We start from the raw sequence: 25,249 nt of genomic DNA on the forward strand, positions 1-25,249 counted from the left end.
GGATTTCGTGAAATTTTGATCGCGCGCGGATGACCGCTTCGTGGCAGCCCCTCGCGTGGCGCGGCGAGCAGGTGCATTAGCGGATTGGTGCTGAATGAGCACATCGCCTGTGCGACGCGGTATTCGAGCGTGTAGGGATTATCTGAAGGGAGCTGAAGGCTCAGCGGGAGGAAATTGGCCGGGGCAGGATCGCTGCACCCGGCGATGCGCCTTGCGAGTCGAAAGCGCGAGATGGCAAGAAGCCTGAAGGACACCGCCGGGTTCGTGGCCCGCCGGGCGCGGCGTGACGGGCACGTCGCGAGGTGTGATGCGCAAGGCAATCGCACCCGTGTGGCAGAGCAAGGTGTGTGCCAGGGCTGCAGACTACGTCACAGTGCTCTACGACGCTGTTCTCCCTTGGTCGCAGGCAAGGACATCGGCGGATTTCTGCTCAAGCGTCGCTGTCGTCGGCGGAATTTCCGCCACTGCCGGAGAACAGCAGGCCATGCTTGCGCAGCTTGTCGTGCAGGGTCTTGCGCGGCACGCCCAATGCTTCGGCCAGGCTGCGTAGCGAGCTATGCGGACGGCTCATCTCGGCGGCAATCAGGGCGCGCTCGAAGGATTCCACCTGTTCGTTGAGCCCGGCGCCGGGCGTAACGGCCATCGCGTGCCCGTGACTCTCATCCAGGCCCAGGTCCAGGCCGAGCGCATAGCGTTCCGCCGCGTTCTGCAATTCGCGGACGTTGCCCGGCCAGCCGTGGGCCAGCAGTTGTGCGCGCTGTGCCGAGTCCAGCGGGCGCGCGGTCAGGCCGTGGCGCTGCGCGCCGCGTTCGGCGAAATGCTGGAATAAAAGAAGGATGTCGTTACCGCGCTCGCGTAGCGGTGGAATGCGCAGGCTGGCGACGTTTAGGCGGTAGTACAGGTCGGCGCGGAAGCGGCCTTCGTCGGAGGCCAGGCGCAGGTCTTCCTTGGTCGCCGCGATGATGCGGATGTCCAGCGGGATCAGCTGGTTGGAGCCGAGGCGCTCGACGGTACGCTCCTGCAGCAGGCGCAACAGCTTCACCTGCACATCCAGGCTCATGCTTTCGATTTCGTCGAGGAACAGCGTGCCGCCGTTGGCGAATTCGAACTTGCCGATGCGGCGCTTCTGCGCGCCGGTGAAGGCGCCTTGCTCGTGGCCGAACAGCTCGCTTTCGACCACTGACTCAGCCAATGCGCCGGCGTTGATGGCGACGAAGGGGCCGTTGCGGCGGCTCGACAGGTCGTGCAGGGCGCGGGCAACCACCTCTTTGCCCGAGCCGGTTTCCCCCAGCACGAGCACGTCCGCCTGGATCGCCGCCAGCGATGCCACCTGCTGCTGCAGCCGCTGCATCGGCGCGGACTGGCCGACCAGCCGGCCACGGACTTCCTTCTGTTCGGTGAGGGCCAGGCGCAGGCTGCGGTTTTCCAGCACCAGGCGGCGTACGTCCAACGCGCGGCGCACGCTGTCCAGCAGCGCATCGCTGGGGAAGGGTTTTTCCAGGAAGTCATAGGCGCCGGAGCGCATGGCCTTCACGGCGAGCGGCACGTCGCCGTGGCCGGTGATCAGGATCACCGGCAGTTCGGAGTCCTGCGCGTGCAATTGTTCCAGTAATTGCAGGCCATCGATGCCCGGCATGCGGATGTCGCTGACGATCACTCCGGGCCAGTCGCGCGCCTGCTGTGGGTCGATCTGCCGCGCGTCGCCCAGCGTAACGACGTGGAAGCCCGCGAGGTCGAGTGTCTGGCAGAGCGCCTGGCGCAGGTGCGGATCGTCATCGATCAGCAGCACCTGGGTGGTGAAATCGAACGGCTCGGCCGAACTCATGCGCGGGTTTCCTCTTGCGGCGTCAGGGTCACGCCGGGGATGCCCGGCAACAGGTGCAATTGTACGAGAGCGCCGCCCTCGGGGTGATTCCCGAATTCCAGGTGTCCGCCCAGCGTGCGTAACAGCGTGTCGCAGATGGCCAGGCCCAGGCCCAGACCCTTCGCGCTGGTCTTGGTGGTGAAGAATGGCTCGCGCGCGTGGGCCAGGGCTTCGTCGGAGAAGCCGGGGCCGTTGTCGCGCAACGACAGGATGATGCGCTCGGGCGTTTGCTCTGCGGTCAGCCAGATGCGCCGCGGCAGGCCCTTCTCGGCCAGGGCATCGAGGGCGTTGGAAATCAGGTTGGAGAGGATCTGCCGCAGCCGCGTCTCACCGGCCTGTACCCAGATCGCGGCATCGGGCAGGTCGCGGAGCAGCTCCACGTTCATCGCCTGGCGACGCGGCGCCACCAGCGCCAGGGCATCGTTGATCGCCGGCTGCAGCGCCACGTTTTCCGGCGCGCGCCGGGCGCCGCGGGCATAGGCCTTGAGGTGGCCGATGATCGAGGCCATGCGCCCGGTCAGCTCGCCGATCTGCACCAGGTTGCCGCGGGCGTCGTCGTAGCGCTCATGGTCGAGCAGCACGCGGGCGTTGTCCGCATAGCTGCGGATCGCTGCCAGCGGCTGATTGAGTTCGTGGCTGATGCTGGCGGACATGGTACCCAGCGCCGTGAGCTTGCCGGCCTGCACGACCTCGTCCTGTGCGTGCATCAACTCGCGCTGCGCCTGCTCTCGGTTGCTGACCTCTTCCTGCAAGCGGATGTTCGCGCTTTCCAGCTCCTGGGTGCGCTCCTGTACCCGCAGCTCGAGTTCGTGCTTGGCCTGGGCTTCCAGGGCGATACGTTCCAGGTAGTGACGGCGGCTGATGGTCAGCAGCGAGAGTAACAAGAGGAGGGCGACCAGGGTGGCCGCGCCAATCAGCACGACGCTGCGCACGGGCGCATCGACCTGGGTACGTGGGGTGTAGATGCTCACCGTCCAGCCGGTTTCAGGCAGATGACTGCTCTGACTGATCCAGCGCCGCGGGTCGATCTTCAACGGCTCCGGGTGGAGCACTGGGTACGGGATGTTCTCGGCGATCTCGCGCTGCTTGGCAGGCGACAGCTCCTTTGCCGTGTGGAAGCGCCAGGCGTTGCTGGAGGACAGGATGACGACACCGTTGGCGTCCATCACCAGCAATTGCTCCGGCGTGTTGCCCCAGAGCTGCTCCATGTGTTCGAGGTCGACCTTGACCACCAGCACGCCGAGCAACTTGCCACCGTCGCGCACGTCGCTGGCGAAGTAGTAGCCGCGCCGTTTGGACGTGGTGCCGAGCCCGAAGAAGCGCCCTTGCCGACCCTGCTTTGCCTCCTTGTAGTAGGGGCGGAAGGAGAAGTTGCGGCCGACGAAGCTGTCGGGCTGATCCCAGTTGGAGGCCGCGTGGGTCATTCCGTCCGCCTGGATCAGATAAATGACATCCGCCCCGGTGCGCCCGCGGATGCGCTGGAGTTCCAGGTTGGCCGCGTTCTGCGCCGCCAGGCTCTGCGGCGCCTGCAGCGCGGCACGCAACGTCGGCAGCTCGCCGAGGATCGGCGGCAGGTCCTCGTAGCGCCGCAGCGTGCCCAGCAGGTTGGCGACGTAGAGGTCGAGGGTCTGCTGGTTCTGCTCGGCCAGTTGCTGGCTGTAGTAGCGCTCGGCGAAGTGATGGAGGGGCCAGAGCAGCGGTGCGAGCAGGAGCAGGAGAAGCGCCAGCGAGCGCCAGCGGGTCAAATGTAGGTTCAAGGCGGCGTACATCGCATGCGGTTGTTTCCGCCGTCGATGCTACACCGATCAGCGCACGATGGGCTGCAACTGCAGCAGTTTCATCAGGCGCGCCACGCTCTCTTCGAGACTCAGGTGATCGGTGTCGATACGCTCGAAGGGGGCCAGCGGTTCTTCGTAGGGCGAACCGATACCGGTGAAGTCTGGCAGGGCTCCCGCGCGCGCTTTCTTGTACAAGCCCTTGGGGTCGCGCTTCTCGCAAACGCTGAGGGTCGTGCTCAGGTGGATTTCGCGAAAACGCTCTTCGCCGATGATCTGGCGCGCCTGGTCGCGATCCTGGCGGAAGGGCGAAATAAAGGAGGTGATGACGATCAAGCCGGCATCGTTCATCAGTTTGGACACCTCGGCCACTCGCCGGATGTTCTCTGTGCGGTCTTCGTGGCTGAAGCCCAGGTCTTTGCACAGGCCGTGGCGGACATTGTCGCCGTCGAGGACTACGGCAGAGTAGCCCAGCTCATGCAGGGCATACTCAAGGGCAAAGGCTAGCGTCGACTTGCCCGAACCACTCAGGCCGGTCAGCCAGAGTGTCGCCGGCTTCTGGTGCATCCGATTGTTGCGTTCGTCGATGCTGAGGCGGCCGGTATGCCAGCGTAGATTGCGGTCGGTCATGGCGTCGGTTCTCTTGCGATGCGGTACCTGTCAGCTAACGTAGCCGCGGCCGCAATAATGGTCATCTAGCGTCAGGCGCTGCAGCATGTGTTCTTCTTCCGCGCTGGGGCGTTCTATGAACAGCGACCATAAGCGCAGAGCAAACTCCCTGGGTGGGCGCAGGCCTGGTAGCAGGTTTTCACGTAGCTCGCGAGCGTGTGCAACATACGCCAGCGCCCCTTTTTGGACTGCTCGGCGCGTCACACAGGCGAGCCTTTCCTGCTCGGTTTGCGGTAGAAACCGCCCGAGCGGGTGCCCGGCGGCGTCCAGTTCATAGCGCAGCAATTGGGTGTCGTCGGCGCTGAGCAGTTTCTCCAGCTGAAAGCTCTGCCGGTACAATTCCGCGCCCGGCTGCAGCCGCGTAGCCTGGTCCAGGAAGCAACCCTGCGCCCAGACCCCGAGCGGCTCCACCACTTGGGCGATGTCCTTGTCGGTAATGAAGTAGTAGCCATGGATCGGGCGCGCTAACAGCCGGGTGAGCTGGGCCTGAATAGTGCCGGAATAGCCGACATCGACCACCGCCGTGTTCTGCGCCAACGCCAGGGGGGTCGACTGCAGGTACGCCATCATCGCCGGGCGCTCGCGGGCTCCCTGCTCCAGCAGTTCTGCCTGTAGCGCCTGCAGCACGGGGACGATGGAACGGATATCGTTGTCGATCACTTCCACCTGCTGCTCTTCGCGCCAATGGCCGGCACTGATCAACTGCTGGCGGCGCTCAGCGCTCAGCTGATAGCCGAAGCGTGAGTCGAGGAAGTTTTCCAGACTGTTGGCAAAGTAGGTGGGCCGCGCGAGGCGCTGGATGTCCTCCCAATCCGCGAGCCGAGCCATGGTGGTGGCCCGTCGCGAAACCACCAGGTAGTGCGCGGATGGAGTGTCCTCCAGCCCTTCGCACCAGAGGTCGTAGGCTGCCTTTAGCAACTTTCCTTCGCGGGACAGGAAGTGCAACTGGTCAATCCCGTCGCGCCGCGCGGTATGCCACAGCCAGTCGGAGAAGCTCGCCAGCAGTGGGCCGAGGATGTTGTAGCCGAGCAGCTCGGCGTCGTCCCGAGTGATTTGGCGCACTGGCAGCCCCGCGTAGGTAAGCGGAGAGAAGTTGCGCCGTAGCAGGAGACCCAGCATCAACTCGTGGTCCAGTTCGGCGTGGCGCTCGCATTCTTCCACCAGTGGACGGAACGCCGGCAGGCCGCGGGCCAGTTCGGTCGGCCGGAGCAGATGTACCGTTCGAATGCCCAGGTCGTCAGGAATCTGGAAGTCCGAGCGCTCGTTGTCGCCGATCATGAGGAGATCTTGTGGATCCAACTGGCGATCACGCAGGACATGATGGTACAGCTCGCCCTGGTCCTTGCGCACCCCGACCTCGTTGGACAGGTAGAAGGTCGTCCAGCCGTCGATACCGTTGCGACGAAGCATCTGCTCGATACAACGGCGCGGAAGGAACATGTCGCTGATCAGCAGGACCGGTTTGCCCAGTTGGCAAGCATGCATGAACAGGGCGACGGCTTCTGGGCGGGCGCTGACGCTGGCCAGCTCGATACGCTCTTCGAGTGTCTGGAGTTGGCGCCGTTCCTCATCCTTGATGCCGGTTAGACGCTGCAGTTCGGCATAGATCTCGTCCAGGCCGACGTCTCGCCCGGCACGCTCGCGGGCGCGCCCCTCGGCGCTGGCGCGGTAATCAAGATAGAGGCCGCCAAGGGTGGCGCCGGCCTGCCGGGCGACCAGTTGCTTGGTGGATTCGGCATTGATCAGCGGCCGCACCAGCAAGGTATCGAAGATGTCGAAGGCGACCGCTTTGGTCTGTTCGGCCGCAATCGCGTGTTGCAGGTGTTCATGGCTGCGGGCGAAGTAGTGGTGCAAGCCCCAGGGCGACCAGGCGTGGGGTTGCGGGTCGGCAAGGATCGCGATTGGCAGTTCCTGTGCCTGGCTGCTCAAGGTCAGCAGTCGCTCCAGGCAATGGGCCAGGGTCCCGTCGCGCTGGCCCGCTTCGGCCTCGAAGTCTTCCAGTTTCAGTTGAGCATCGAACAGCGGTTTGAGCGCTTCGCTGCGAGCCCAGAACATACTGCCGGCGGGGTAGTGAAAATAGCCTTCCGGCACCCGCGCCAGGCCGATGCGCTGGGCCCAGGTATGACCACGCGAACGGTTGGCCAGCCAGGTGTTGGCCATGTAGGGCAGACCGTCGTAGTTCTGCGGGTAGACGATGCCGCATCGGTCACTGTCGAGCAGCGTGAATATCGAGCGGATTCTGTCGGAGCTGCCCAGCAGCGACTCGCACAAGTACTCTCGCCAGCCCTGCGTAGCGCCCCGGTTGTAGAGGGATTTCTTGCTGTGCAGGTGCAACAGATAGTCGTAGTTGCGCAGCACTTCGCCGAAGGTGCAGAAGAATGGCGCCATGTCGCGCCCACGGTTTTCCACCTGTTGGACGTGCAGGGCGCCACAATTTGGCAACGCGGCGAAAATGCGCTGAGCCACTTCTGACGCTGGCTGATCGCACACGGAGACGAACAGGTCGTAGGTAAAGGGCATATTCGCGAAATAGCTGCGAAATTCCTCGGCGAGATCGCTGTAGAACAGATGCAGATGAATCGCGATTCGGCCGTCCAGCGTACCGCAGGCTGGAACGCGCTGGATATCGATCAGCTCCGGAGCCCGTTGATCGTCGCCAACGCCCTGTCGCCCGAGGTTCCTCCACTGCTCGTAGTGCGGCACACCCTTGAAGACAAAGCCCATATGCCGGTAGACCAGGCGCACCATCGGGTCGCGATAGGCTACCGGCAGTTTCCAGTAAGCACTGCGGCCGAGTTGCACGCCATAGTTGCGTAGGCTGATCAGTGCCTCGCGGTGTCTTCCGCTGAACAGTCGGGTGGTGAAGCGGACGGGCTTGGTCAGCATCCACGAGGTGGAAGACTGGATTTTTTCTACGGTGGCGCGGGTATCTTCGAGTGCCCGGCGGGTCCCGTCCAACTCCCCCTCCAGGCGCTTGCCTCGTTGCTGAGCGGCGCTCAGTTCAGCTACCAAATTGCGCAGGCGCTCGGCCTGTTCCTCGAGCCGTTGCTCCAGCGCGGCGCGGGTATCTTCCCATTCGTGGACCAGGGCCGCGTGCCGCTGGAGTTCGCTGCTGTCATGACGGTGGAACAGGGTCAGGGCGTCGCGTTGGGCTTCAAGTTGTTTGTAAAGAAAGCGCAGCAGGTCCTGCGTCTCGGTTTGTTCCAGGGAACGCCGATCAGCGGCCAACTCCATGCATAACCGATAAAGGTCCAGCAGTGCCGCCGGCGCCTGATTGGCCAGCTCAGGGTCGTCGATGGCGTGGCGGCCGTGCTGCAACTGATCGTCGAGGAATTCATGGACGTATTCGTCGAGGCTTTCACGGCTGCCGGGCTGGAGGTCGAGACGGGCGGCCATGCGCATGACCTGACCCTCTGGGTCGCCCATCAGGTACTCATAGCAGATCACCAGGCGTCGGCTGTCGTCGCTGTGGCGCAGCGCATCGAGGGTGTGCTGTTGCCACAGTGCCAGGCTCTTGGCCGTGCTGAAACCGTCCCGCAAGGCAAGTGAGCGGGCCACGCTAAGTGGATGTCGCACGCAGATGACATAACTGGCCTCGATGTCCTGGCGCTCCAGCAGGCGGCGCCAGAATGGCAGCAATCGGCTGATGCGCGGGTCCTTCAGGCCCAGCAGCGGGGACGTGCGGAAGCGCTCGTCGAGGTAGCGTACGGCACGCTCCTCCAGGTCGACGGTTAGCTGGGCATCAAGCTGGCGCTCGTCGAGCGGTGTCAGCGAGTCCCAGTGGCCGCCCAGGCGCTCCAGCAGAACTTCATTGATCGCCACAACTTCGCGGTCTTCCCAGAAGCCCTTATCATTGTTGCCCTCTACCGCTTCGGTGAGGTTCTCGCCCAGATCCAGATTGAGTGCCTGCAGTCCGCGCGTGAGCGCGCTGGTCCCGCTGCGATGCATGCCGAGGACGATCACAACCTTGCGCCGATGCTGCACAAGCATTCTCCGTACTGCGTTGTTCTTGTTGTGGTGGTATTGCGCCAAACCGTCAGTCGAACAGAGCGGCCTCAGCCAAAGACTTTCCTTCGCGGTCTTTGCCGGACAGTTCAGGCTGGACCTGTATTGGCCACTCGATGGCCAATTCCGGATCGTTCCAGGCTATGCAGCGCTCATGTTCGGGAGCCCAGAAATCGGTGGTCTTGTAGAGAAACTCGGCGCTTTCGCTGGTGACCACGAAGCCGTGGGCGAAACCCTCGGGGATCCACATCTGCAGCTTGTTGTCGGCGCTCAGAACCTGGCCTACCCAGCGGCCAAATGTCGGCGAGCTACGACGCAAGTCGACGGCGACGTCGAATACCTCGCCGTGGGTCACTCGCACGAGTTTCCCCTGAGCCTGGCAGATCTGATAGTGCAGGCCCCTCAGGACGTGGCGAGCCGAGCGGGAATGGTTGTCCTGAACGAATGTGACCGCGTGCCCCACGGCCTGCTCGAATTTCCGTTGATTGAAACTCTCGAAAAAAAAGCCGCGGCTGTCGCCAAAAACCTGCGGCTCCAGCAGTAGCACGTCGGGAATCGCCAGTGGAGTCACTTTCATCAGTAGACCGTTTGTGTCAGAAGACGTTGGAGGTAGCGACCATATCCACTCTTGGCGAGCGAGGCGGCTAGACGTTGTAGGTCGTCGGCACTGATCCATCCCTGGCGGAAGGCGATTTCTTCCGGGCAGGCCACTTTCAACCCCTGGCGGTTCTCGAGCGTTGCGATGAACTGGCTGGCATCCAGCAGGGACTCATGGGTGCCGGTGTCGAGCCAAGCGTAACCGCGGCCCATGATTTCCACCGAGAGTTCGCCCTGCTCAAGGTAGGCGCGGTTGACGTCGGTGATCTCCAGTTCGCCGCGGGCAGATGGGCGAATGCTCTTGGCGATCTCAACGACCTGCCGATCATAGAAATACAGACCGGTCACGGCATAGTTGGACTTGGGCGCGCTCGGCTTCTCCTCCAGGCTGATGGCTTTGCCTTGGCTATCGAACTCCACCACCCCGTAACGCTCCGGATCATGCACGTGGTAGGCAAACACGCTGGCACCGCTTTCGCGCTGCATGGCATTGACCAGCAGTTCCTGGAAGTCGTGGCCATGGTAGATGTTATCGCCTAGCACCAGGGCACTGGGATTGTCTGCCAGGAAGTCTTCGCCAATCAGGAAGGCTTGCGCCAGCCCCTCGGGAGTCTGTTGCACGGCGTATTGCAGCTCCAGCCCCCAGCGGCGGCCGTCGCCCAGCAACTGCTGGAACCGCGGAGTGTCCTGTGGAGTAGAGATGATCAGGATTTCGCGAATGCCCGCCAGCATCAAGGTGCTCAGCGGGTAGTAGATCATTGGTTTGTCGTAAACCGGCAGCAGTTGCTTGGACACTGACAGCGTGGCCGGGTGTAGTCGGGTGCCGGATCCGCCGGCGAGAATGATGCCTTTGCGCTTCATGCGGCTTTTTCTCCGATCAGCTCGACCAGCATGCGCTGGACGTGAAACTGCCAGTCCGGCAGGGTTAGACCGAAGGTCTCCCTGAGATGGGTGGTGTCTAGCCTGGAGTTTGCCGGCCTCGGCGCGGGAAGCGGGTATTCATGGGTCATGATTGGCAGGACGCGCTCGGGAGTGGTACGCAGCGGCAAGCCCAGTCGCTGGGCTTGGGCGATGACGAAGCGGGCGTAACCATGCCAGCTCGTCTCGCCGCTGGCCGTAAGGTGATAGAGACCGCTGAGGCTATCGGGTTGAGGATGGTTCCGCAGTTGCCCCAGCACCTGCGCGGTGATGTCGGCGATAAGGTCGGCGCTGGTAGGCGCGCCGATCTGATCGGCGACGATGCGCAGCTCTTCCCGGTCTGCTGCCAGGCGCAGCATGGTCTTGGCGAAGTTTGTACCGCGCGCGGCATAGACCCAACTGGTGCGGAAGATCAGGTGGCGACAGCCGCTTTCGCGGATGGCCTGCTCGCCGGCCAGTTTGGTGCGGCCATAGGCGTTGAGCGGGGCCGGCAAGTCCTCTTCGCGAAACGGCTGCTCGCCCTCGCCATCGAACACGTAGTCGGTCGAGTAGTGCACGAGCCAGGCGCCAAGCTCGCCAGCCAGAGAGGCCAAGTGGCCGACAGCCTGGGCATTCACCCGTTGCGCACGCTCGAAATCCGTTTCTGCCTTGTCCACCGCCGTGTAGGCGGCAGCGTTGACGATGATGGCCGGTCGCTCGCTTTCAACAAGCTTTCGCAAGCCGTCCAGGTCTTCAAGGTTTCCCCGCTGACGGTCGCAGATCGTCAGGCGACCTAGCGGCGCCAATGCTCGCTGCAGTTCCCAGCCGACCTGGCCATTACCACCGAGGATTAGAATGTCGTTCATGCGTACTGCTGGCTGAGCCACTCCCGGTAGGCGCCGCTGGCAACGTTCTCCACCCAGGCCTGGTTATCCAGGTACCAGCGCACTGTTTTGGCGATGCCCGTTTCGAAGGTCTCTGCCGGCTTCCAGCCCAGTTCCCGCTCCAGCCGAGTGGCGTCGATGGCATAGCGGCGGTCATGGCCAGGGCGATCCTTCACGAAGCTGATCTGGTCACGGTAGCTGCGTCCATCCTGGCGTGGAGCCTCGCGATCCAGGGTGTCGCAGATGTGATGAACGACTTCCAGGTTGGTTTTCTCGTTCCAGCCTCCCACGTTGTAGGTTTCCCCCACCTGCCCGGCCTCGAGCACACGGCGAATGGCGCTGCAATGGTCCTTCACGTACAGCCAGTCGCGGATCTGTTGGCCGTCGCCGTAGATCGGCAGCGCTTCGCCTGCGAGGGCGTTGCGGATCACCAGTGGTATGAGCTTCTCCGGGAAGTGATACGGCCCATAGTTGTTCGAGCAATTGGTGGTCAGCACTGGCAGACCATAGGTGTGATGGTAGGCACGCACCAGATGGTCGGAGGCGGCCTTGGATGCCGAGTAGGGGCTATTGGGCTGGTAGGGATGCTGCTCGGTAAAGGCAGGAGCCTGGGCTTCCAGCGTGCCGTAGACCTCATCGGTAGATACATGGAGGAAGCGGAACTCCGCCTTGCGCGGCGCCTCGAGGGCGTTCCAGTAAGCGCGTACCGCTTCGAGCAAGTGGAAGGTGCCCACCACATTGGTCTGGATAAAGTCTTCCGGACCAAGAATCGAGCGGTCCACATGGGACTCCGCGGCGAAGTTCAGCACAGCGCGTGGCTGAAACTGAAGGAGCAGGGAGGACACCAACTGCGCGTCACCGATGTCGCCGTGCACGAAATGATGGCGCCCATCGTTATCAAGACTCGCCAGATTTTCGCGGTTGCCGGCGTAGGTGAGCTTGTCCAGGCTGACGATGGTTTCGTCGTGGCGAGCCAGCCAGTCGAGGACAAAGTTGGAGCCGATAAAGCCAGCGCTGCCTGTTACGAGGATCGTCATTGAGTCACAGCCTCTGCATGAGCGATGCGGCAACCAGTCCGAGGTTGCCGGGAAGCGTTTGTCGGTAAACGCCTGACTGGCTGATCAGCGACAGCTTGCGATACAGCGGCGCGCGGCGCGCACTGCCGAACAACTCGAGGATCTGCTGGTTTTCGTAGGTCAGGTGCTGCCTGAAATAGGAAACGGCCTCCAGATTCACGTCGTTCCAGTGTCGGAACGTTCCTTTGAGCATGCGGTGGAGCCGAACGAGTCGGTCCCTGACACTCGAGTTCGAGCCTATCAGGTTGTTGCCGTGTTGGCGGTAGTCGATCGCCGGATGTGCATCGTAATTCACGCGGCCGCCGCATCCAGTCACGATGATGTATGTCCACCAGTCGTGGGAAATGATCGGCACATGGTCGGGCGTCAGGCTCAGCAACCGTGCGGTCGCGGCGTTGAACAGCATGGTGTTGCCGCCGGCAATGCTCTGCACCAGGGCATTGGCGAAGCTGGGGGCCCGGCGGAACAGCGGCGAGAAGCCGATGCCCAGGCCGTCAGCGTCGATCAGACGCGTACGCGAGCAGTAAAGAAGGGGAAGGTCCGCGGGATGCGAAGCTGCCCAAGTCAGGCCGCGCTCGAGCTTGTCAGGCTGCCAAAGGTCATCCTGGTCGCAGAACGCGAAGTAATCGGCCTGCCCCTGGGTGCGTCGGATCGAGGAAAGGAAGTTGGCGGCAAATCCCTGGCGAGGCCCTGCGTGGATCAGCAGGCGGTTTGGGCCCAGATGTCGCTGGTACTCCCGCAGAATCTCCAAAGTGGCATCGCTGGAGCCATCATCCGAGGCGTGGATGACCCAATCCTGAACCGTCTGCTCGATCAACGATTCCAACTGCTCGCGAAGGTAGGGGGCGCCATTGTAGGTCGACAACAAAATGGCAACCTTGGCTGGGCAGTCGGGACTGGCGTAAGACACGGCAAGCGCTGAATGCTGTCTTTCCAAAGCGGCATCCCCTGCTTCTTATTAGTTATTTTTTGCTTACTATGACGCAGGATAAGTGTCTGGGTTGCGGCTCTGCAACCCTGCAAAAGGATGACTGAGCAGTCAGCTTGTGGTGTCGATGATGCAAGGATCAATAGCCTCGCGTCACCGGGCAGCGAACTGGTCAGCCATTGATAATGGATCTGTACAGTTCTACGTAGCTCTCGGTCATCGTACTGGCAGAAAAGGTCGTCTCGAAGCGCCGCCGCGCTGCGTTGCCACAGCGTTCATGAAAGTCATCATCGAGCCAGACTTTCTGGATAGCACTGCGCAATTTCTGCGAGTCGCCAGCAGGAACGGTCAGCCCGGTAATACCGTCGAGATTGATAAAGCTAGTACCAGTCCCGATCTCACAAGAAATCAATGGTTTACCGTACATCGCCGCCTCCAGCAGTGAGATGCCGAATGCTTCCGAACGGAGGTGCGAGGGAAAGACAAATGCATGGCAGAGTTTTAGAAGAGCGGCCTTGTCGTAGTCGCTTATCGCGCCCAGGAATTGGACGTTCTGCAGTTTGAGGCGGGATGCTTGCGCTTTCAGTTCCATCTCAAGCGGGCCTGAGCCGGCCACAACGAGAGGGAAATTGAGTCCGGCCAGCGCATCCAGTAGATGATTAAGCCCCTTGTAGTAGCGAAGCATTCCAACGAACAGCAGGAATTTGGGGCCCAACCGGCTGCGCCAGGCTCGCAGGGATTCTTCGGATGGGTCGGGATAGGTCGACTCGTCCAGTCCGTAAGGAATGACGCTGACCTTGTCGCTGTGCCTCACCAGCACTTCGCTGGATCTGGCGTAGTTGGGCGAGGAGGCAACTATGCAGTCCATGCTGGACAGAAACTTATGCATGAGTGGCGTGTACAATTTCAACAGAAGCTTCTGGCGCACAATGTCCGAGTGATAGCTTACAATCGACGGTTTCTTCACTTGGCTCGCGAAGTGAACCATATCCATGAAGGGCCATGGAAAGTGATAGTGGATGATATCCGCTTTATTTGCGAGTTCCCGGAAGTCTGCAAAGGCGGACAGCGAAAAACCGGTAGAGGCAATATTGAACGTTTGCCTTGAACTCCGGACCGAGTGCGATCCCACAACTCTTTCGCGTACGGGCGCTGAGCTCAGGGTTAGAACTTTGGCGGAAACTCCGTAGTGGCGGCTAGTTTCCGCCAGCTGGTAGATGACCTGCTCAATTCCCCCGAAACTGTCGGGATAATAAGTCTTGAAAAAATGAAGAACCCGCATTACGAACCCAGCGCCAATTTATAAACCTGCTGCGTTCCAAGTGCGCAGCGCTTCCAACTGAATTGTGCAGCTTGATCGAGACCCGCGGCTTTCGCTGCCCGGCGCCAAACTTCGTCCTCTAGTCCCTGAAGTAACAGTGTCGACATTTGTTCCACGTCTTCCGGCGGGCAGGACAGGGCAGCTTTGCCAGCGACCTCCGGCAAGGAAGAACTGTCGGAACAGACGACTGGCACACCACTCTGCATTGCCTCCAGAACCGGCAGCCCAAAGCCTTCGTACAGTGACGGAAAGCAGAAGAGCTTGGCACCGGCAAATAGATGTGGGAGATCGGCGGCGGGGGCAAATCCGAGGTAGCGGGCCCATCCCTCTCTGGCTGCTGCCCCTATCGCCTGATGAATGGCCTCGCTCCGCCAGCCTGCATAGCCTGTGAGTATGAGCGGACACCCTCGTCGCATGGTAAGGGGCAGCTTCTTGTAGGCGTGCAAAAGATTGATCAGGTTCTTTCTGGGTTCGATTGTCCCCACATACAGCGAGTAGCCACCAAACGACAGGCCATGTCTGGAGAGTGTCGAAGCTATCTCTTCTTCAGCGCGCGGGAAAAACTCCTGGCTGGCCGCCAATGGCACGGAGTGGACTATCTGAGGGGGAAGAGAGAAATGCCTGATGAGCTCAAGCCTGTTGAACTCGGAATCCGTAATGAAGGCGCACCCTCTTTCTATCGAGAGATGAAGCTCCTTCTGCATATAGCGCACTCTCCCCGCAGGTGCACAGTCGCTCCAGAGAAAGGGAGAGAGATCATGGAAGGTGACTACGCTTCGACCCGGGAAGGGGGGGAGATAGAAATTCGGGCCATGATAGACAAAATCTTCGTACTCTCGAAGCGCCCGGCGTTTTAGCACGGGCGATATCACTCGATAGGCCTCGGTAGCTAGGTGACTGTTCTGTACCATTCGCTTCAGCCAATGGCTGGTGCTAGCTGACTCGTTCGCAACAGGCAGTTGGCCGACAAAGCCTGAGCCATTGAAGAGGCGTAAGTCGATGTCATCTGGCAACTGCAGAAGCTGTTGTGCTAATTCGTACGTATAGCGCCCGATACCTGTCAACGGAAAGCGCACGGGCTCGACTGACAGGATAACTTTCATCAAGCGTTCAGCATCCAGTGGAGAGTTTCTCGAATAGGCGGTACTTCCCACTCACCAATCAGGGTTTTGAGCAGGCCGTTATCCCCTGAAAGGGTGCGCACCTCGTTCTTGCGCACGAACTCAGGATTCACTTTGATCTCGATTTCATGGTTGGAGATTTCGCTGCACAAGGAAATGATTTCCCGCAGCGAATAGGTTCTGCCTGAGCAGACATTTACCGTCTGACCGAACGCGCCAGCTTCTATGAGGCGTCGGTAGGCGGCCACGAGGCTACGCACGTCGCTAAAGTCACGGGCTACATCTACATTGCCGAGCTCGATGACGTCTGCCTTTCTGCGAAAATGCGAGACGATCTTGGGTAGCAGGAAATTCTCTGCCTGGCCCACGCCGGTGTAGTTGAAGGGGCGAGTGATGATCATCGGGAGCTGTGGCATCCACAGCTTCGTCATGTACTCCATGGCGAGTTTACTGACCGCATAGTCGTTTGCGGGCTGCGGTGCAGTCTGCTCATCAAGCTGCCCTTCCGAAGAGTTCCCGTAGACGTTTGCGCTACTGGCGACCAGTATGGCCTCCGGGCGGTGCTGACTATTGGCCAGGCTCTGCAACAGATTCCGAGTGCCTACCAGATTGACGTCGTAAAAGGCCTTGGGGTCGCCATGACCGACGAAGGCCAGCGCCGCCAAGTGAATAACGATATCCGGCTGTATCTCGCGAATATGCCGATTCAGTTCATCAGCATCGTTAAGATTGGCTTGGACATAGTTCTCATCAGCGGCAGGCTGCGAGCCCAGGCCTATCACCTGGTAGCCCGCAGCAGCCATTTCGCCAGCCATATAAACGCCAGTAAACCCCCGGCTTCCGGTGATCAGTACGCGCTTGGCTGAATTAGTCATCAGAAGGAGAATCCCGCCTCGTTGCGACGCAGGTCCGCGTCGACCATCATCTGGCAGAGTTCTTCCAGCGTAGTCTTCGGCGCCCATCCAAGTTTCTCGGTGGCACGAGCCGGATTTCCAATGAGCAGTTCGACTTCGGCCGGACGATAGAATTTCGGATTGATTCGGACGAGGACCTTGCCCGATGTTTCGTCGATGCCGATTTCTTTCTCTTCGGTACCCTCGAAACGAATGGCGATACCAGCGGCCTTGAAAGCCATACGCACGAAGTCGCGAACGGTTTCGGTGCGGTTGGTCGCTAGTACGTAGGTGTCGGGTTCGTCGACCTGCAGCATGCGCCACATGCCTTCGACATACTCTTTTGCGAAGCCCCAGTCACGCTTGGCGTCGAGGTTGCCCAGTTCAAGGACGTCGAGTTTGCCCAGTTTGATCTTCGCCACGCTGTCGGTAATCTTGCGGGTCACGAACTCGCGGCCACGCAACGGAGACTCGTGGTTGAACAGAATGCCGCTGCAGCCAAAGATGCCATAGGATTCGCGGTAGTTGATGGTCATCCAGTGCGCGTACAGTTTGGCCACGCCGTAAGGGCTGCGCGGATAGAACGGAGTGTCTTCGGTCTGAGGAATGGCCTGTACTTTGCCAAACATCTCGGAGGTGGACGCTTGGTAGAAGCGCACCTTCGGGTTGACGATGCGGATTGCTTCGAGCAGGTTGACCGGGCCCACTCCGGTGATTTCCGCGGTTGTGATTGGCTGGTCGAACGACACACCAACAAAGCTCTGCGCCGCGAGGTTGTAGACCTCGGTGGCACTGGTTTGCTGCAGCAGGCGAATGCTGGCGGACAGATCAGTCAGGTCGTACTCGACCAGGTGCAGATTGGGATGCTGGGCGATACCCAGCTCTTCGATTCGCCAGAAGTTCACGGAACTGGTGCGGCGGTATGTGCCGTAGACGGTATAGCCCTTCTCCAGCAGCAACTCAGCCAGATATGCGCCGTCTTGGCCCGTGATGCCGGTTACAATCGCAGAATTCATTAGTAAATACTCCAGTCTTTCTTGTTGGCGCGTTGGTAGTGCGGCCGGTGGCTGATTAGTTTACAAGCTGGCGGCAGAAGTGGCTAAACGCATAGCCGACCTCCGACCAGTCGTACTCTTGCGCCGTTTTCTTCCCATTGATAGCCAGTTTATCCCTAAGCCCTGGCTCTCTAATTACCCGCAGGATGGCCGACCGAAGATTCTCGGGTGACGTCAGCAAGGCGTTCAGTCCGTCAGTCGCCATGTCATGGAATGCAGCACAGTTTTCATTCGCGATGACGCCCGTGCCGGCTAGCCATCCCTCCAGCAGGACAATACCGAAGCTCTCGCTGGAGCTCATGTTCACAAGCGTCTCGGAGCATTGCAGCGCGCCGCGGACAACACTTCTCGGCTGCATGCCGAGGTAGGTCGCGTGAGGAGACGAGATTGGCTGCTGGTCGTCATCCGGTCCGATCAGGATGGCGTGCAGTTCTTCCCCTTGTGCATTGATGGCTTCGACTGCGGCAATTACATCTCGATAACCTTTGGCCCCTGCCTTTCGTCCTAGAACAAGCACAAAGCGCTTCTTGGAGGGCCAAATGGCCTTGAACGCGGCGCAATCCTGCTCGGTAAACGCCTCTGCGCAATCGACCCCTGCCGGCAAATAATGCGAATTTGCCCCAAGCCTTTCATAGAATCTGCAAGCTGCCTTCGGAGAGGCCAACACCAGATCGGCATTCAGCGCTGCTTGGTGAAGATCAGGGAAGTGATAGTAGTCATCATCAAGGTGCGTATGCGGAATGAGCACGACAGGAACTTTGTTGCGATTGGCGTGTTCTACTGCGACCACTGCGGGGCGGAATACGACATTGTGGGTAATGATCAGATCGTAGTCTGCAGCATGCTCTGCGATGTACCGCTCCATCGATGCAGAGTGAGGCCCTCGAATGTCGGTCAAGCTTAGATCGGCTGGGAATCGGGTCGCGCGGGCAGCCGCAAGCATATGGTCGAAGACCGCATCGGCACCGATTCCTCGCGGGATCTCAAGTGCGGATGCCAAGGATTGGCGGGTGCCATCGAAGTAAAGGTCACGTACCAAGAAAGCGAGTGGCCTCGGATCGTCGCCGCTGTACTCTACGGATGTCGATATTTCGATGCTGCCTTGCGGGGCATCGAAATGTAGTTCGAAGTCTCGATCTGCTTCTACGGATAGTAGTTGCAAGCCCTGCGAGTCCCTGACGGTGATGGAGACCTTTTCGTGGGAGTAGGCGGAGATCTTCACTTCCATAGGGCTCGAGAGATACAACCCGCATGAGGTGAATGCCCAGCGATAAGCACTCTCATCGTTTGAGCTAGGTGAGCCCCATCCCCAGCCGAGCCCAGTCTGCTGATACTGCCCCTCCAGCTGGCGATGCAGTTGGCGTTCGAAGCAGGTCTGTACACGCCACGCTCTTTCCAGAGCCTGGGTCGGCTCATCCTGCGGGTCGAGTGGGAAGCGCGCGAATCGGGTATTGGGCATATTTGGGAACGCGCTGACAGGAGAAAAGCCGTAGTGCTCAGCGAACCTGGAATGGTTACTGATGACGGCTACTTCCGGCGCCACTACGTCAATCATAAATTCGTCGGTGCTGCCCAGCGATTTCAGGAGCCGATGAAGCATAGCCTCGGCGCCGCCTGCCGCGGGTGCGGTATACCGATAAGTCACAAATAGTGCACGCTTTCTTGTTTTTTCAAGGCCCTTCAGCAAGCCGATGAATCCAGAAGCAAGAGAGCTCATCGAGAGAAGCTTTTCGAATAATTCTCGCCTGGCAAGGCGCTTTTCCTTAGTGAAAAGGTCCGGTTGCTGAAGAGCGTTCTTGATCGCGCCAGCGAACTCTTTGGATTCGCAGACGCAAATATGTTCCTGTATATCTTGAGGGTAACCACGTTGGCCAAAGCTGGTGGTTATCGTAAACAGTCCGTTGCCGAGATAGTCGGCGAGCTTAACGTTCGAGCCGCCACCACTCATCATGGGGTTCAGGGCAATTCTGCAGGACTGCAACACAGAGGACTTTTGTCCATCATCCAATACTCCCCAGAGCCTGACGTTCTTCGGTGGCTTTGTGGAAATAGCGCCACAGACCGACCCAACGAAGTGGAATTCCACATCGGGGCAGTCTCCGGCGACATGCTCAATGATGAAGTTGGCAGAGTCTACGTTCGGCATGTGTGCAGAACCCAGAAATACTACTGAGTTGCTGCGGATTTCGCGTCGGCAAGTTTCGAAGAGTTGCTCATCTCGCTCCGCCGGCGCAAGTGCTCCATTACGGACAACAATACAGGGGCCGGCTGTGCGGCGCTCGGACAGTAGGCTTATAGCATCATCCTCGGATACTGCAACTACCGCGGCGGCGCATTCTACGGCCTGCTTCTCAAGGCGGGTAACCTCTGCAATCAGCGAGTCTCGCAGAGGATGGTATTGAAGAAGGCGTTGCTTGAGCAGTGTCTCATCATTCTGCGATGAATAGATGAACCGGTCGCCATGCATGACCGGAATCTGTGACAAGTAGGGGTGTTCGATAATGACGCAGCGTGCGTCTTTTCGAAGCGCGCGATAGACGGACAGGAATACACTGTTGGCTGCGCAATGCTTGCCGGCAATGATGTCGTCAGCGCTGATGTGGAACTGCCGGTTAGTTTCATGCAGCTCCTCGCGGTGCGCTGCCGAGATCGGAACGCTGATGACATGTATGCGCTCGTCTACCTGGGTTACGCCAAAGTCACGGTCAGAGAAGCAGATCAATATGACCGGAGCCCAGGATTTGACAGCGCTGTACATACCCTGCGTGCGCGTGGCGCCACCGCCGACCATTTTGAATGAGTTATAGTCGTTGAGGACAAGGACATGCTTTTCAGCGTTGGGGCCGGTGATCGACAGCAACTCATTGATTGCCAAGCTTGCGCGATCAGCAATGCTCGCCCAGGTATATCGCTCACTGGCAAGCTTCGCGCCGGTGGCGGCGATATGCGACATTTTCTCTGGAGAATTGATGATTCTCCGAATCGCCTGGGGGAAATCTTGAATGTCGGCCGCCACATAGTGCTCGTTGGCGTTGGCTTCTATGCCTCGCATTCCGAACTGGCTGGATATTACTACCATGCTATGGGAGAGGTAGTCTAGGACTTTGACGTTGGAGCCACTGCCCTGATCCATTGGATTAAGGGCGATCTGACTTTCCCAGAGTATCCGCTCCTTTTCCTTATCACTTACTCTGCCGTGGCGAATGACATTGGACGGGTATTTGCCTTCGGGTAAGCAAGTGCCAATGATGTGGAAGGTAATTTCTGGGAGCGCCGGAGCAATGTTTTCAATGATCCGTTTCGCCGCGAGTGCGTTTGGCGGATGCCCGCTGCCGATGAAGGCTGCGGCCAACGACTTACCCGCCGTGCTGGGGACTCTCTTTGAGGCCTTTGGCGACATGCCGTTCGCAATGAAGGTCGCTTCGAAAGATGCTGATGGACAAATTTCCTTCAGGCGTTCAAGGTCATTAGAGCTGCAGTAGAACAACATGTCAGCGACTTTGAGCAGTCTTGTCTCAAGCTCCATAACCAAGTCTGGAACATCCGCGTTGCCCTTGGAGTCGTGCAACTCTTTGTAAAGGTCGCTCTCGCAGTTATGTGCGTCGTAGATGCGAGGCTTCCCGTCCACCCCGGCAAATATGTCGTAGCCAATAGTGAACGGGAACTCGTGGATAATGATGTCGGCGTCGGCATATTCTTCAAGATATGCTAAGTGAAGGTTCCCGAACGAATTGGCAGCTAAGGCAAGTGAGGGGGCGGAGAGGTCGCCATTGCCACTCCCCGCGTACGTATTTAATTTGCTCCAGCTTTCAGCGAATGCATTGTCCTTGGGGATTCGTCGCTCAATGAAGTTGCTTCCGTGCTGGATAGTACTTTCCTCTACCCCGTGGAAGGTGGAGGAGAGAAGTACTACTTCGTGCGAGCGGCTAAGTTCAAAATAAAGATTGAACAGCCTGGACTCTCCTCCATTGGACGGTGGGGTGAATGCTGGAAAGAAGCTGAGGGCTAGAATCTTGCTCATGAAATATCCGTATTAGCTGTAAAAATAGGACTCGAGTGGCGACTTCTGGTCCTGATTGATTCCGGCTTCTTTTCTCACTGGTGCGCTTTGGGTTGCTACCGAGTTGATCGGCGCCGACGCTGGGTTGAATTTTTCTTGTGGAATGTCGAACTGCTGGTCTTGGGGGGAGTTACGCAGTCTACGGTCCAATGCCCAGACGACTCTCTTAATCTTCGCCTTCAACCTTGGGTGGCGCGCCAGTCTCACGGAGACTATCCGCTTGAGTTCCGGGTTCTGAAGAATAAATTTCAGAAAGGCAGCGCAACGGCTCTTGATCTTCCGTTTGGTATGGACGAGGAATTCAGAATCCTTGCCCGATATAGCCCTCACGGCTCTTGAGCCGAGCCGAAGAGGTTTGGTAATACGCCAAGACTTGCTGTTCATTATGTCATCGAGCTGATTGTTGGCCGCAGCCAGTTCCACGGTTCGCTCTTTCAGAGCATGCTCCACCAAAGTGATAGCGTTCTGTAGGTCAGTTATCGTGCTGTTGGATGTGCTGAGGCTTTCCAACACCTCTTCACGTTCCTGCTCGAGCAGCTCTAGTCTGTCATGCCGGTTCTGCAATTCCTGCTTCAGGTCCTCCAACTCCGTACGCTGTCTTTCTAGTGCGTGCTCGGCTATGGTGACGGTGTCCTGAAGGTTGGATATTGCTCCATTGGACTTTCGCTGGCTTTCGCGTGCTTCTTCAAGACTGGCCTCCAAGAGACCTTGCTTACCTTGCTCAGCCTGAAGCTCAAGCTTCAGATCTGCCAATTCGGCCTCTCTGGAGCTGAGTATTTGACTCAGGTGTTCATTCTCGCTGAGAAGCCCGGATGCTTCGCAGTGCTTTGCCGCCAACTGGTGTGCTAGTTCGCTTTGGCTGTTTTCATAGCGCATAACGAGCTGGCGAGCCCGGCTCGCATCTCTTAGAGAATTGCTGCTATCAACTTTCCCCGAGTTCGACTGGTGGACAGGGGTAAAGCGTTTGCGTAGCGCAAGCACCTCGTCCAACTCGCTCTGAGTCCAGCCGCCCGCGAGTAGAATTGCCGCCGCTCGGGCTTCGATTTCTTCGAAGAACTGAATTTCTTCCTTGTCATACACCGCGCGTGGGCTTCTGCAGTCTGAAAAATCCAGGCCGGTTATATTGTGCTGCTGCAGTTGAGCCGAGATTTCCCGACGGTACTCGGAGCTTTCCGAAAGTCGGTCAATATTCAGCAGAATATCACCGGCGGAGTGCCCTTCCCTTAGGGCCATGCACCAGAGGACGTAGAACAGCAGATAGCTTTCGCTTGCAGGAAGAGGTCTTTGATAGAAGAACTCGAATTGCTCGGCGATGGTGGTCTTATTGCTGGAGGTAAACGAAATGGCATCCTTGAGAATGCCGATCGCTTGCGGTCCCGTGCAGGAGTCTAGGATTACCTGGTTCGCGTGTGTGAAGTAGGGAAAGGTCTTATACGACCACCATTGGTCCCATGGGTTTCTCCATAGGTAGATATGCGTGCCACCCAGTGCCTTCTTCAGCGTACCGATACGCAATGCTGTCCGGCACTCTTCGATGACCGGTCGGCCTTTCGCTGCCTCGATGAGTGAGCTGAAATAGGGGGCACCACTGGTTACGCTGTCCTCACCGAAGTAGCCGGCATAGCACATATCTGCCGATAGGTGGGAAAGACAGCTTTCTGCGACCTCGTACACCTCTTGGAAGTGAGGGGCAGACATCTTCGGGTGACGCAGGGCGGTTAATAGTGCATCACTTTCAATGATGAGATTCTGCGGAGTTTCTCTGGATGACAGGATGAATTCGTGCAGTGGCTCCTGATAGCACCAAAAGTCGCTTTTCGCATTCCGGAACGTGTTGAAAATGTAAGTACTACCGGAGCGGAACAAGGAGTGAATGAATACAGGGCTGTCAAGCATCATGCGTGCTCACCGAGATGTCTTTAAGCGATGCCTGCATCTCTACAATGCCTATGGCTGTAGTGGTATGATCGGTAGAGGTTACACGTAGGAGTGCGGCGTCGATTCTTCGGCATAGAAACTCTGCTTCGCCAGAGGTATCGAGTCGAATTCCGCAGTTGAAGTAGTAGACTCCTGGAGCCAATGGCGACGTGAGAGTGAACTTAATGTCGCGCACCTCCCCTGCCCTCGGACTAGGGAGGGGTTCGCCCAGCGTGGTGCTATCAGTTCCGAAGATTGCAATGCCTTCCCGAGTCTTCAGCATCATGGAGAATATCGGGTGCGTGACGTCACTGTGGAAGTGAACGCGATAGCACCAACTGAACGTGGTGCCAGACTCGATGATGTTGATTCTCCGGCCGAGGTTGTCTTCTAGCCAGCACGCGACTATGTCTGCATCACCGCTGCCATAGATCATTTCGCACCCTGTGGTCAGGGCTGGGTCATAAAGAGCCTCGTTAGACTCTGAAGTCTTTTTGGCGCTCGTGGACGAACGATTCGCGGATGACTTTCCGCTGAACAGGTAGCGTTCGTATTCGTCGCAGACCTGTTTTGCCGGGCCGATTCTTTCGAGGCGTCCTTCTTTAATAAAGATTGCCCTGTTGCACATCTTCTTCACAGTTTCAATGTCGTGGCTTACAAAGAGCAGGGTTGTTCCTTCTGCCATGAACTTTTCGATTCGCTGGAAGCACTTGCGCTGAAAAGCGGCGTCGCCTACCGCCAAGGCCTCATCAATGATGAGGATTTCCGGCCGAGCGGCGGTTGCTATCCCGAAAGCCAGACGAACCTGCATACCGCTAGAATAGGTGCGCACCGGTTGATCGAAGTATTCGCCAATATCAGCGAAGGCTTCGATATCCGGGATGAACTGGTCGATCTCTTCAGTCGTGAATCCCATCAGCCCTGCGGCATGATAGACATTTTTCCTGCCTGTCAGGTCTGGGTTGAAACCCATGCCTAGTTCGAGGATCGCTGAGACTCGGCCATTGATCTGGATACTGCCTTCGGAGGGCTGCAAGGTTCCCGAAATCATTTTCAACAGCGTCGATTTTCCTGCGCCGTTCTGGCCCACGATGCCAACGGCCTCACCGCTTGCGACGCAGAAGCTTATATTGCGGATAATCCAGTGCTCGGTACTTGGCCTGCTCGGGAGGTAGAGCCATCTGGCAATGCGCTGCCATTCGGAGCGATAGCCGACAAATGCCTTGCCGATCTCGTTTACTTCTAGCGAGTTCATAGTACGTCCACCATCTCAGGCGCTGCGCGACGGAAGAGGAACAGGCCGAACGCCATGAGTACAATAGAAATAGCGGCGATCCAGGCAATGCTCATGTAGTCGGGAGCCTTGTTGTAGACCAGGATATCCTGATAGGCGCTGACAATCGGGAACATGGGGTTGTAAGCCATCGAGCCCTTGAATTTCTCCGGAATGACGGAGACCGGGTAAATGATGGGAGTCAGCCAGAACCAGACCTGCATGACAATTGGAACGACCTGTCCTATATCTCGAACAAATACGTTGAGTATGCCGAGCACCAGACCGATTCCTGTGGCAAGTGCAGTCGTCACGAGCACGAGAGGGATCAGCCAAAGTATTTCCGGTGTGATCTTTTGGCCCATCAGGGCGAATACCACGACGAGAGAAATAATCAGCAGCAAGTTGTTGAGCAGTGCAGATCCCAATACCACAGCGGGGAGTGTGATGCGCGGGAACTTCATCTTCTTCATCAGGTTGCCTTGCTCTATGAACAAGGTCAGGTAACGCCCGATTATGTCGGAAAACAGGTTCCAGGCGACTATGCCGGCCATCAGATACAGCGCGTAGGCATAGCTGTGGTCGATGTCGGGGAGTTTTGCCTGGATTACATTCGATAGTACAAGTGCGTAGATGGCAACTTGGGAAAGTGGATGGATGATCATCCAGAGCCCACCCAATTTGCTCCGGGCGAATCGCGCGAAGAACTCATTTCGGATAGAGGAAAGGATGAATCCCCTATAATCCCAAAGGCTACTTAACATCCCGAACATAAAGGCTCCTGAAGCTCCTCTTGTTGATATGGCGTTTCGTATAGTGAAGCGTGGGGCACTGCAGCTGCGGTTGATCCGTCACTGGCTTCGATCGTTGGAACACCATGCCTGTGATATGCGAGCGGTACGGCTCCATGTTAT

The 25,249-nt window shown here is 58.6% G+C and carries 17 protein-coding genes; all 17 read right to left on the reverse strand.

The window, feature by feature from the left end:
* Positions 1 to 430: 430 nt before the first annotated feature.
* The 17 genes from dctD to ACNFIA_RS11095 all read right to left on the reverse strand — a co-directional run bounded on the left by dctD (position 431) and on the right by ACNFIA_RS11095 (position 25,108).
* Positions 431 to 1,825: a two-component system response regulator DctD gene (dctD, locus tag ACNFIA_RS11015; protein ID WP_416784789.1), complete on the reverse strand. Its 1,395-nt coding sequence runs from the start codon at positions 1,823 to 1,825 to the stop codon at positions 431 to 433.
* Positions 1,822 to 3,633: a sensor histidine kinase gene (locus tag ACNFIA_RS11020; protein WP_259757905.1), complete on the reverse strand. Its 1,812-nt coding sequence runs from the start codon at positions 3,631 to 3,633 to the stop codon at positions 1,822 to 1,824. The genes dctD and ACNFIA_RS11020 overlap by 4 nt, the downstream gene beginning before the upstream one ends.
* Positions 3,634 to 3,669: 36 nt before the next feature.
* Entirely contained in the window at positions 3,670 to 4,269 is a 600-nt protein-coding gene (cysC, locus tag ACNFIA_RS11025; protein ID WP_416784791.1) for an adenylyl-sulfate kinase, read from the reverse strand.
* A 30-nt stretch (positions 4,270 to 4,299) separates the two neighbouring features.
* On the reverse strand, positions 4,300 to 8,298 hold the full coding sequence (locus ACNFIA_RS11030; protein ID WP_416784793.1) for a rhamnan synthesis F family protein: 3,999 nt from the start codon (positions 8,296 to 8,298) through the stop codon (positions 4,300 to 4,302).
* A gap of 46 nt (positions 8,299 to 8,344) precedes the next feature.
* Positions 8,345 to 8,890, reverse strand: a complete 546-nt coding sequence (gene rfbC, locus ACNFIA_RS11035) for a dTDP-4-dehydrorhamnose 3,5-epimerase (RefSeq protein WP_259757902.1) — start codon at positions 8,888 to 8,890, stop codon at positions 8,345 to 8,347.
* Complete coding sequence (gene rfbA, locus ACNFIA_RS11040) at positions 8,890 to 9,771, reverse strand: glucose-1-phosphate thymidylyltransferase RfbA (protein WP_416784796.1); 882 nt, start codon at positions 9,769 to 9,771, stop codon at positions 8,890 to 8,892. Before rfbA ends, rfbC begins: the two co-directional genes overlap by 1 nt.
* The gene (rfbD, locus tag ACNFIA_RS11045) at positions 9,768 to 10,673 is read right to left on the reverse strand and encodes a dTDP-4-dehydrorhamnose reductase (protein WP_416784798.1); all 906 of its coding nucleotides are present in this window, start codon (positions 10,671 to 10,673) and stop codon (positions 9,768 to 9,770) included. The genes rfbA and rfbD overlap by 4 nt, the downstream gene beginning before the upstream one ends.
* Positions 10,670 to 11,728 (reverse strand): dTDP-glucose 4,6-dehydratase, encoded by a 1,059-nt coding sequence (gene rfbB / locus ACNFIA_RS11050; RefSeq protein WP_416784800.1) that lies wholly within the window; start codon positions 11,726 to 11,728, stop codon positions 10,670 to 10,672. The genes rfbD and rfbB overlap by 4 nt, the downstream gene beginning before the upstream one ends.
* 4 nt (positions 11,729 to 11,732) lie before the next feature.
* Entirely contained in the window at positions 11,733 to 12,635 is a 903-nt protein-coding gene (locus tag ACNFIA_RS11055) for a glycosyltransferase family 2 protein (RefSeq protein ID WP_416784802.1), read from the reverse strand.
* Positions 12,636 to 12,867: 232 nt separating this feature from the next.
* Positions 12,868 to 13,977: a glycosyltransferase family 4 protein gene (locus ACNFIA_RS11060; protein ID WP_416784804.1), complete on the reverse strand. Its 1,110-nt coding sequence runs from the start codon at positions 13,975 to 13,977 to the stop codon at positions 12,868 to 12,870.
* Entirely contained in the window at positions 13,977 to 15,119 is a 1,143-nt protein-coding gene (locus ACNFIA_RS11065; protein WP_416784806.1) for a glycosyltransferase family 4 protein, read from the reverse strand. Before ACNFIA_RS11065 ends, ACNFIA_RS11060 begins: the two co-directional genes overlap by 1 nt.
* Positions 15,119 to 16,012, reverse strand: coding sequence for a GDP-mannose 4,6-dehydratase (locus ACNFIA_RS11070; RefSeq protein ID WP_416784808.1), 894 nt, complete (start codon positions 16,010 to 16,012; stop codon positions 15,119 to 15,121). Before ACNFIA_RS11070 ends, ACNFIA_RS11065 begins: the two co-directional genes overlap by 1 nt.
* A complete protein-coding gene (gene gmd, locus ACNFIA_RS11075; protein ID WP_416784810.1) occupies positions 16,012 to 17,046 on the reverse strand; it encodes a GDP-mannose 4,6-dehydratase in 1,035 nt (344 codons plus the stop codon). The genes ACNFIA_RS11070 and gmd overlap by 1 nt, the downstream gene beginning before the upstream one ends.
* Positions 17,047 to 17,101: 55 nt before the next feature.
* Positions 17,102 to 21,106 carry a glycosyltransferase gene (locus tag ACNFIA_RS11080; RefSeq protein WP_416784812.1) on the reverse strand — a complete coding sequence of 1,335 codons (4,005 nt, stop codon included), beginning with the start codon at positions 21,104 to 21,106 and terminating at the stop codon, positions 17,102 to 17,104.
* Positions 21,107 to 21,118: 12 nt separating this feature from the next.
* Positions 21,119 to 23,044: a hypothetical protein gene (locus ACNFIA_RS11085; RefSeq protein ID WP_416784814.1), complete on the reverse strand. Its 1,926-nt coding sequence runs from the start codon at positions 23,042 to 23,044 to the stop codon at positions 21,119 to 21,121.
* Positions 23,034 to 24,317: an ABC transporter ATP-binding protein gene (locus ACNFIA_RS11090; protein WP_416784816.1), complete on the reverse strand. Its 1,284-nt coding sequence runs from the start codon at positions 24,315 to 24,317 to the stop codon at positions 23,034 to 23,036. Before ACNFIA_RS11090 ends, ACNFIA_RS11085 begins: the two co-directional genes overlap by 11 nt.
* Positions 24,314 to 25,108 (reverse strand): ABC transporter permease, encoded by a 795-nt coding sequence (locus ACNFIA_RS11095; RefSeq protein WP_416784818.1) that lies wholly within the window; start codon positions 25,106 to 25,108, stop codon positions 24,314 to 24,316. Before ACNFIA_RS11095 ends, ACNFIA_RS11090 begins: the two co-directional genes overlap by 4 nt.
* Positions 25,109 to 25,249: the final 141 nt, after the last annotated feature.

Origin of the sequence: Pseudomonas sp. NY15437 (assembly GCF_048068435.1) — a bacterium.
Lineage (GTDB): Bacteria > Pseudomonadota > Gammaproteobacteria > Pseudomonadales > Pseudomonadaceae > Pseudomonas > Pseudomonas nitroreducens_B.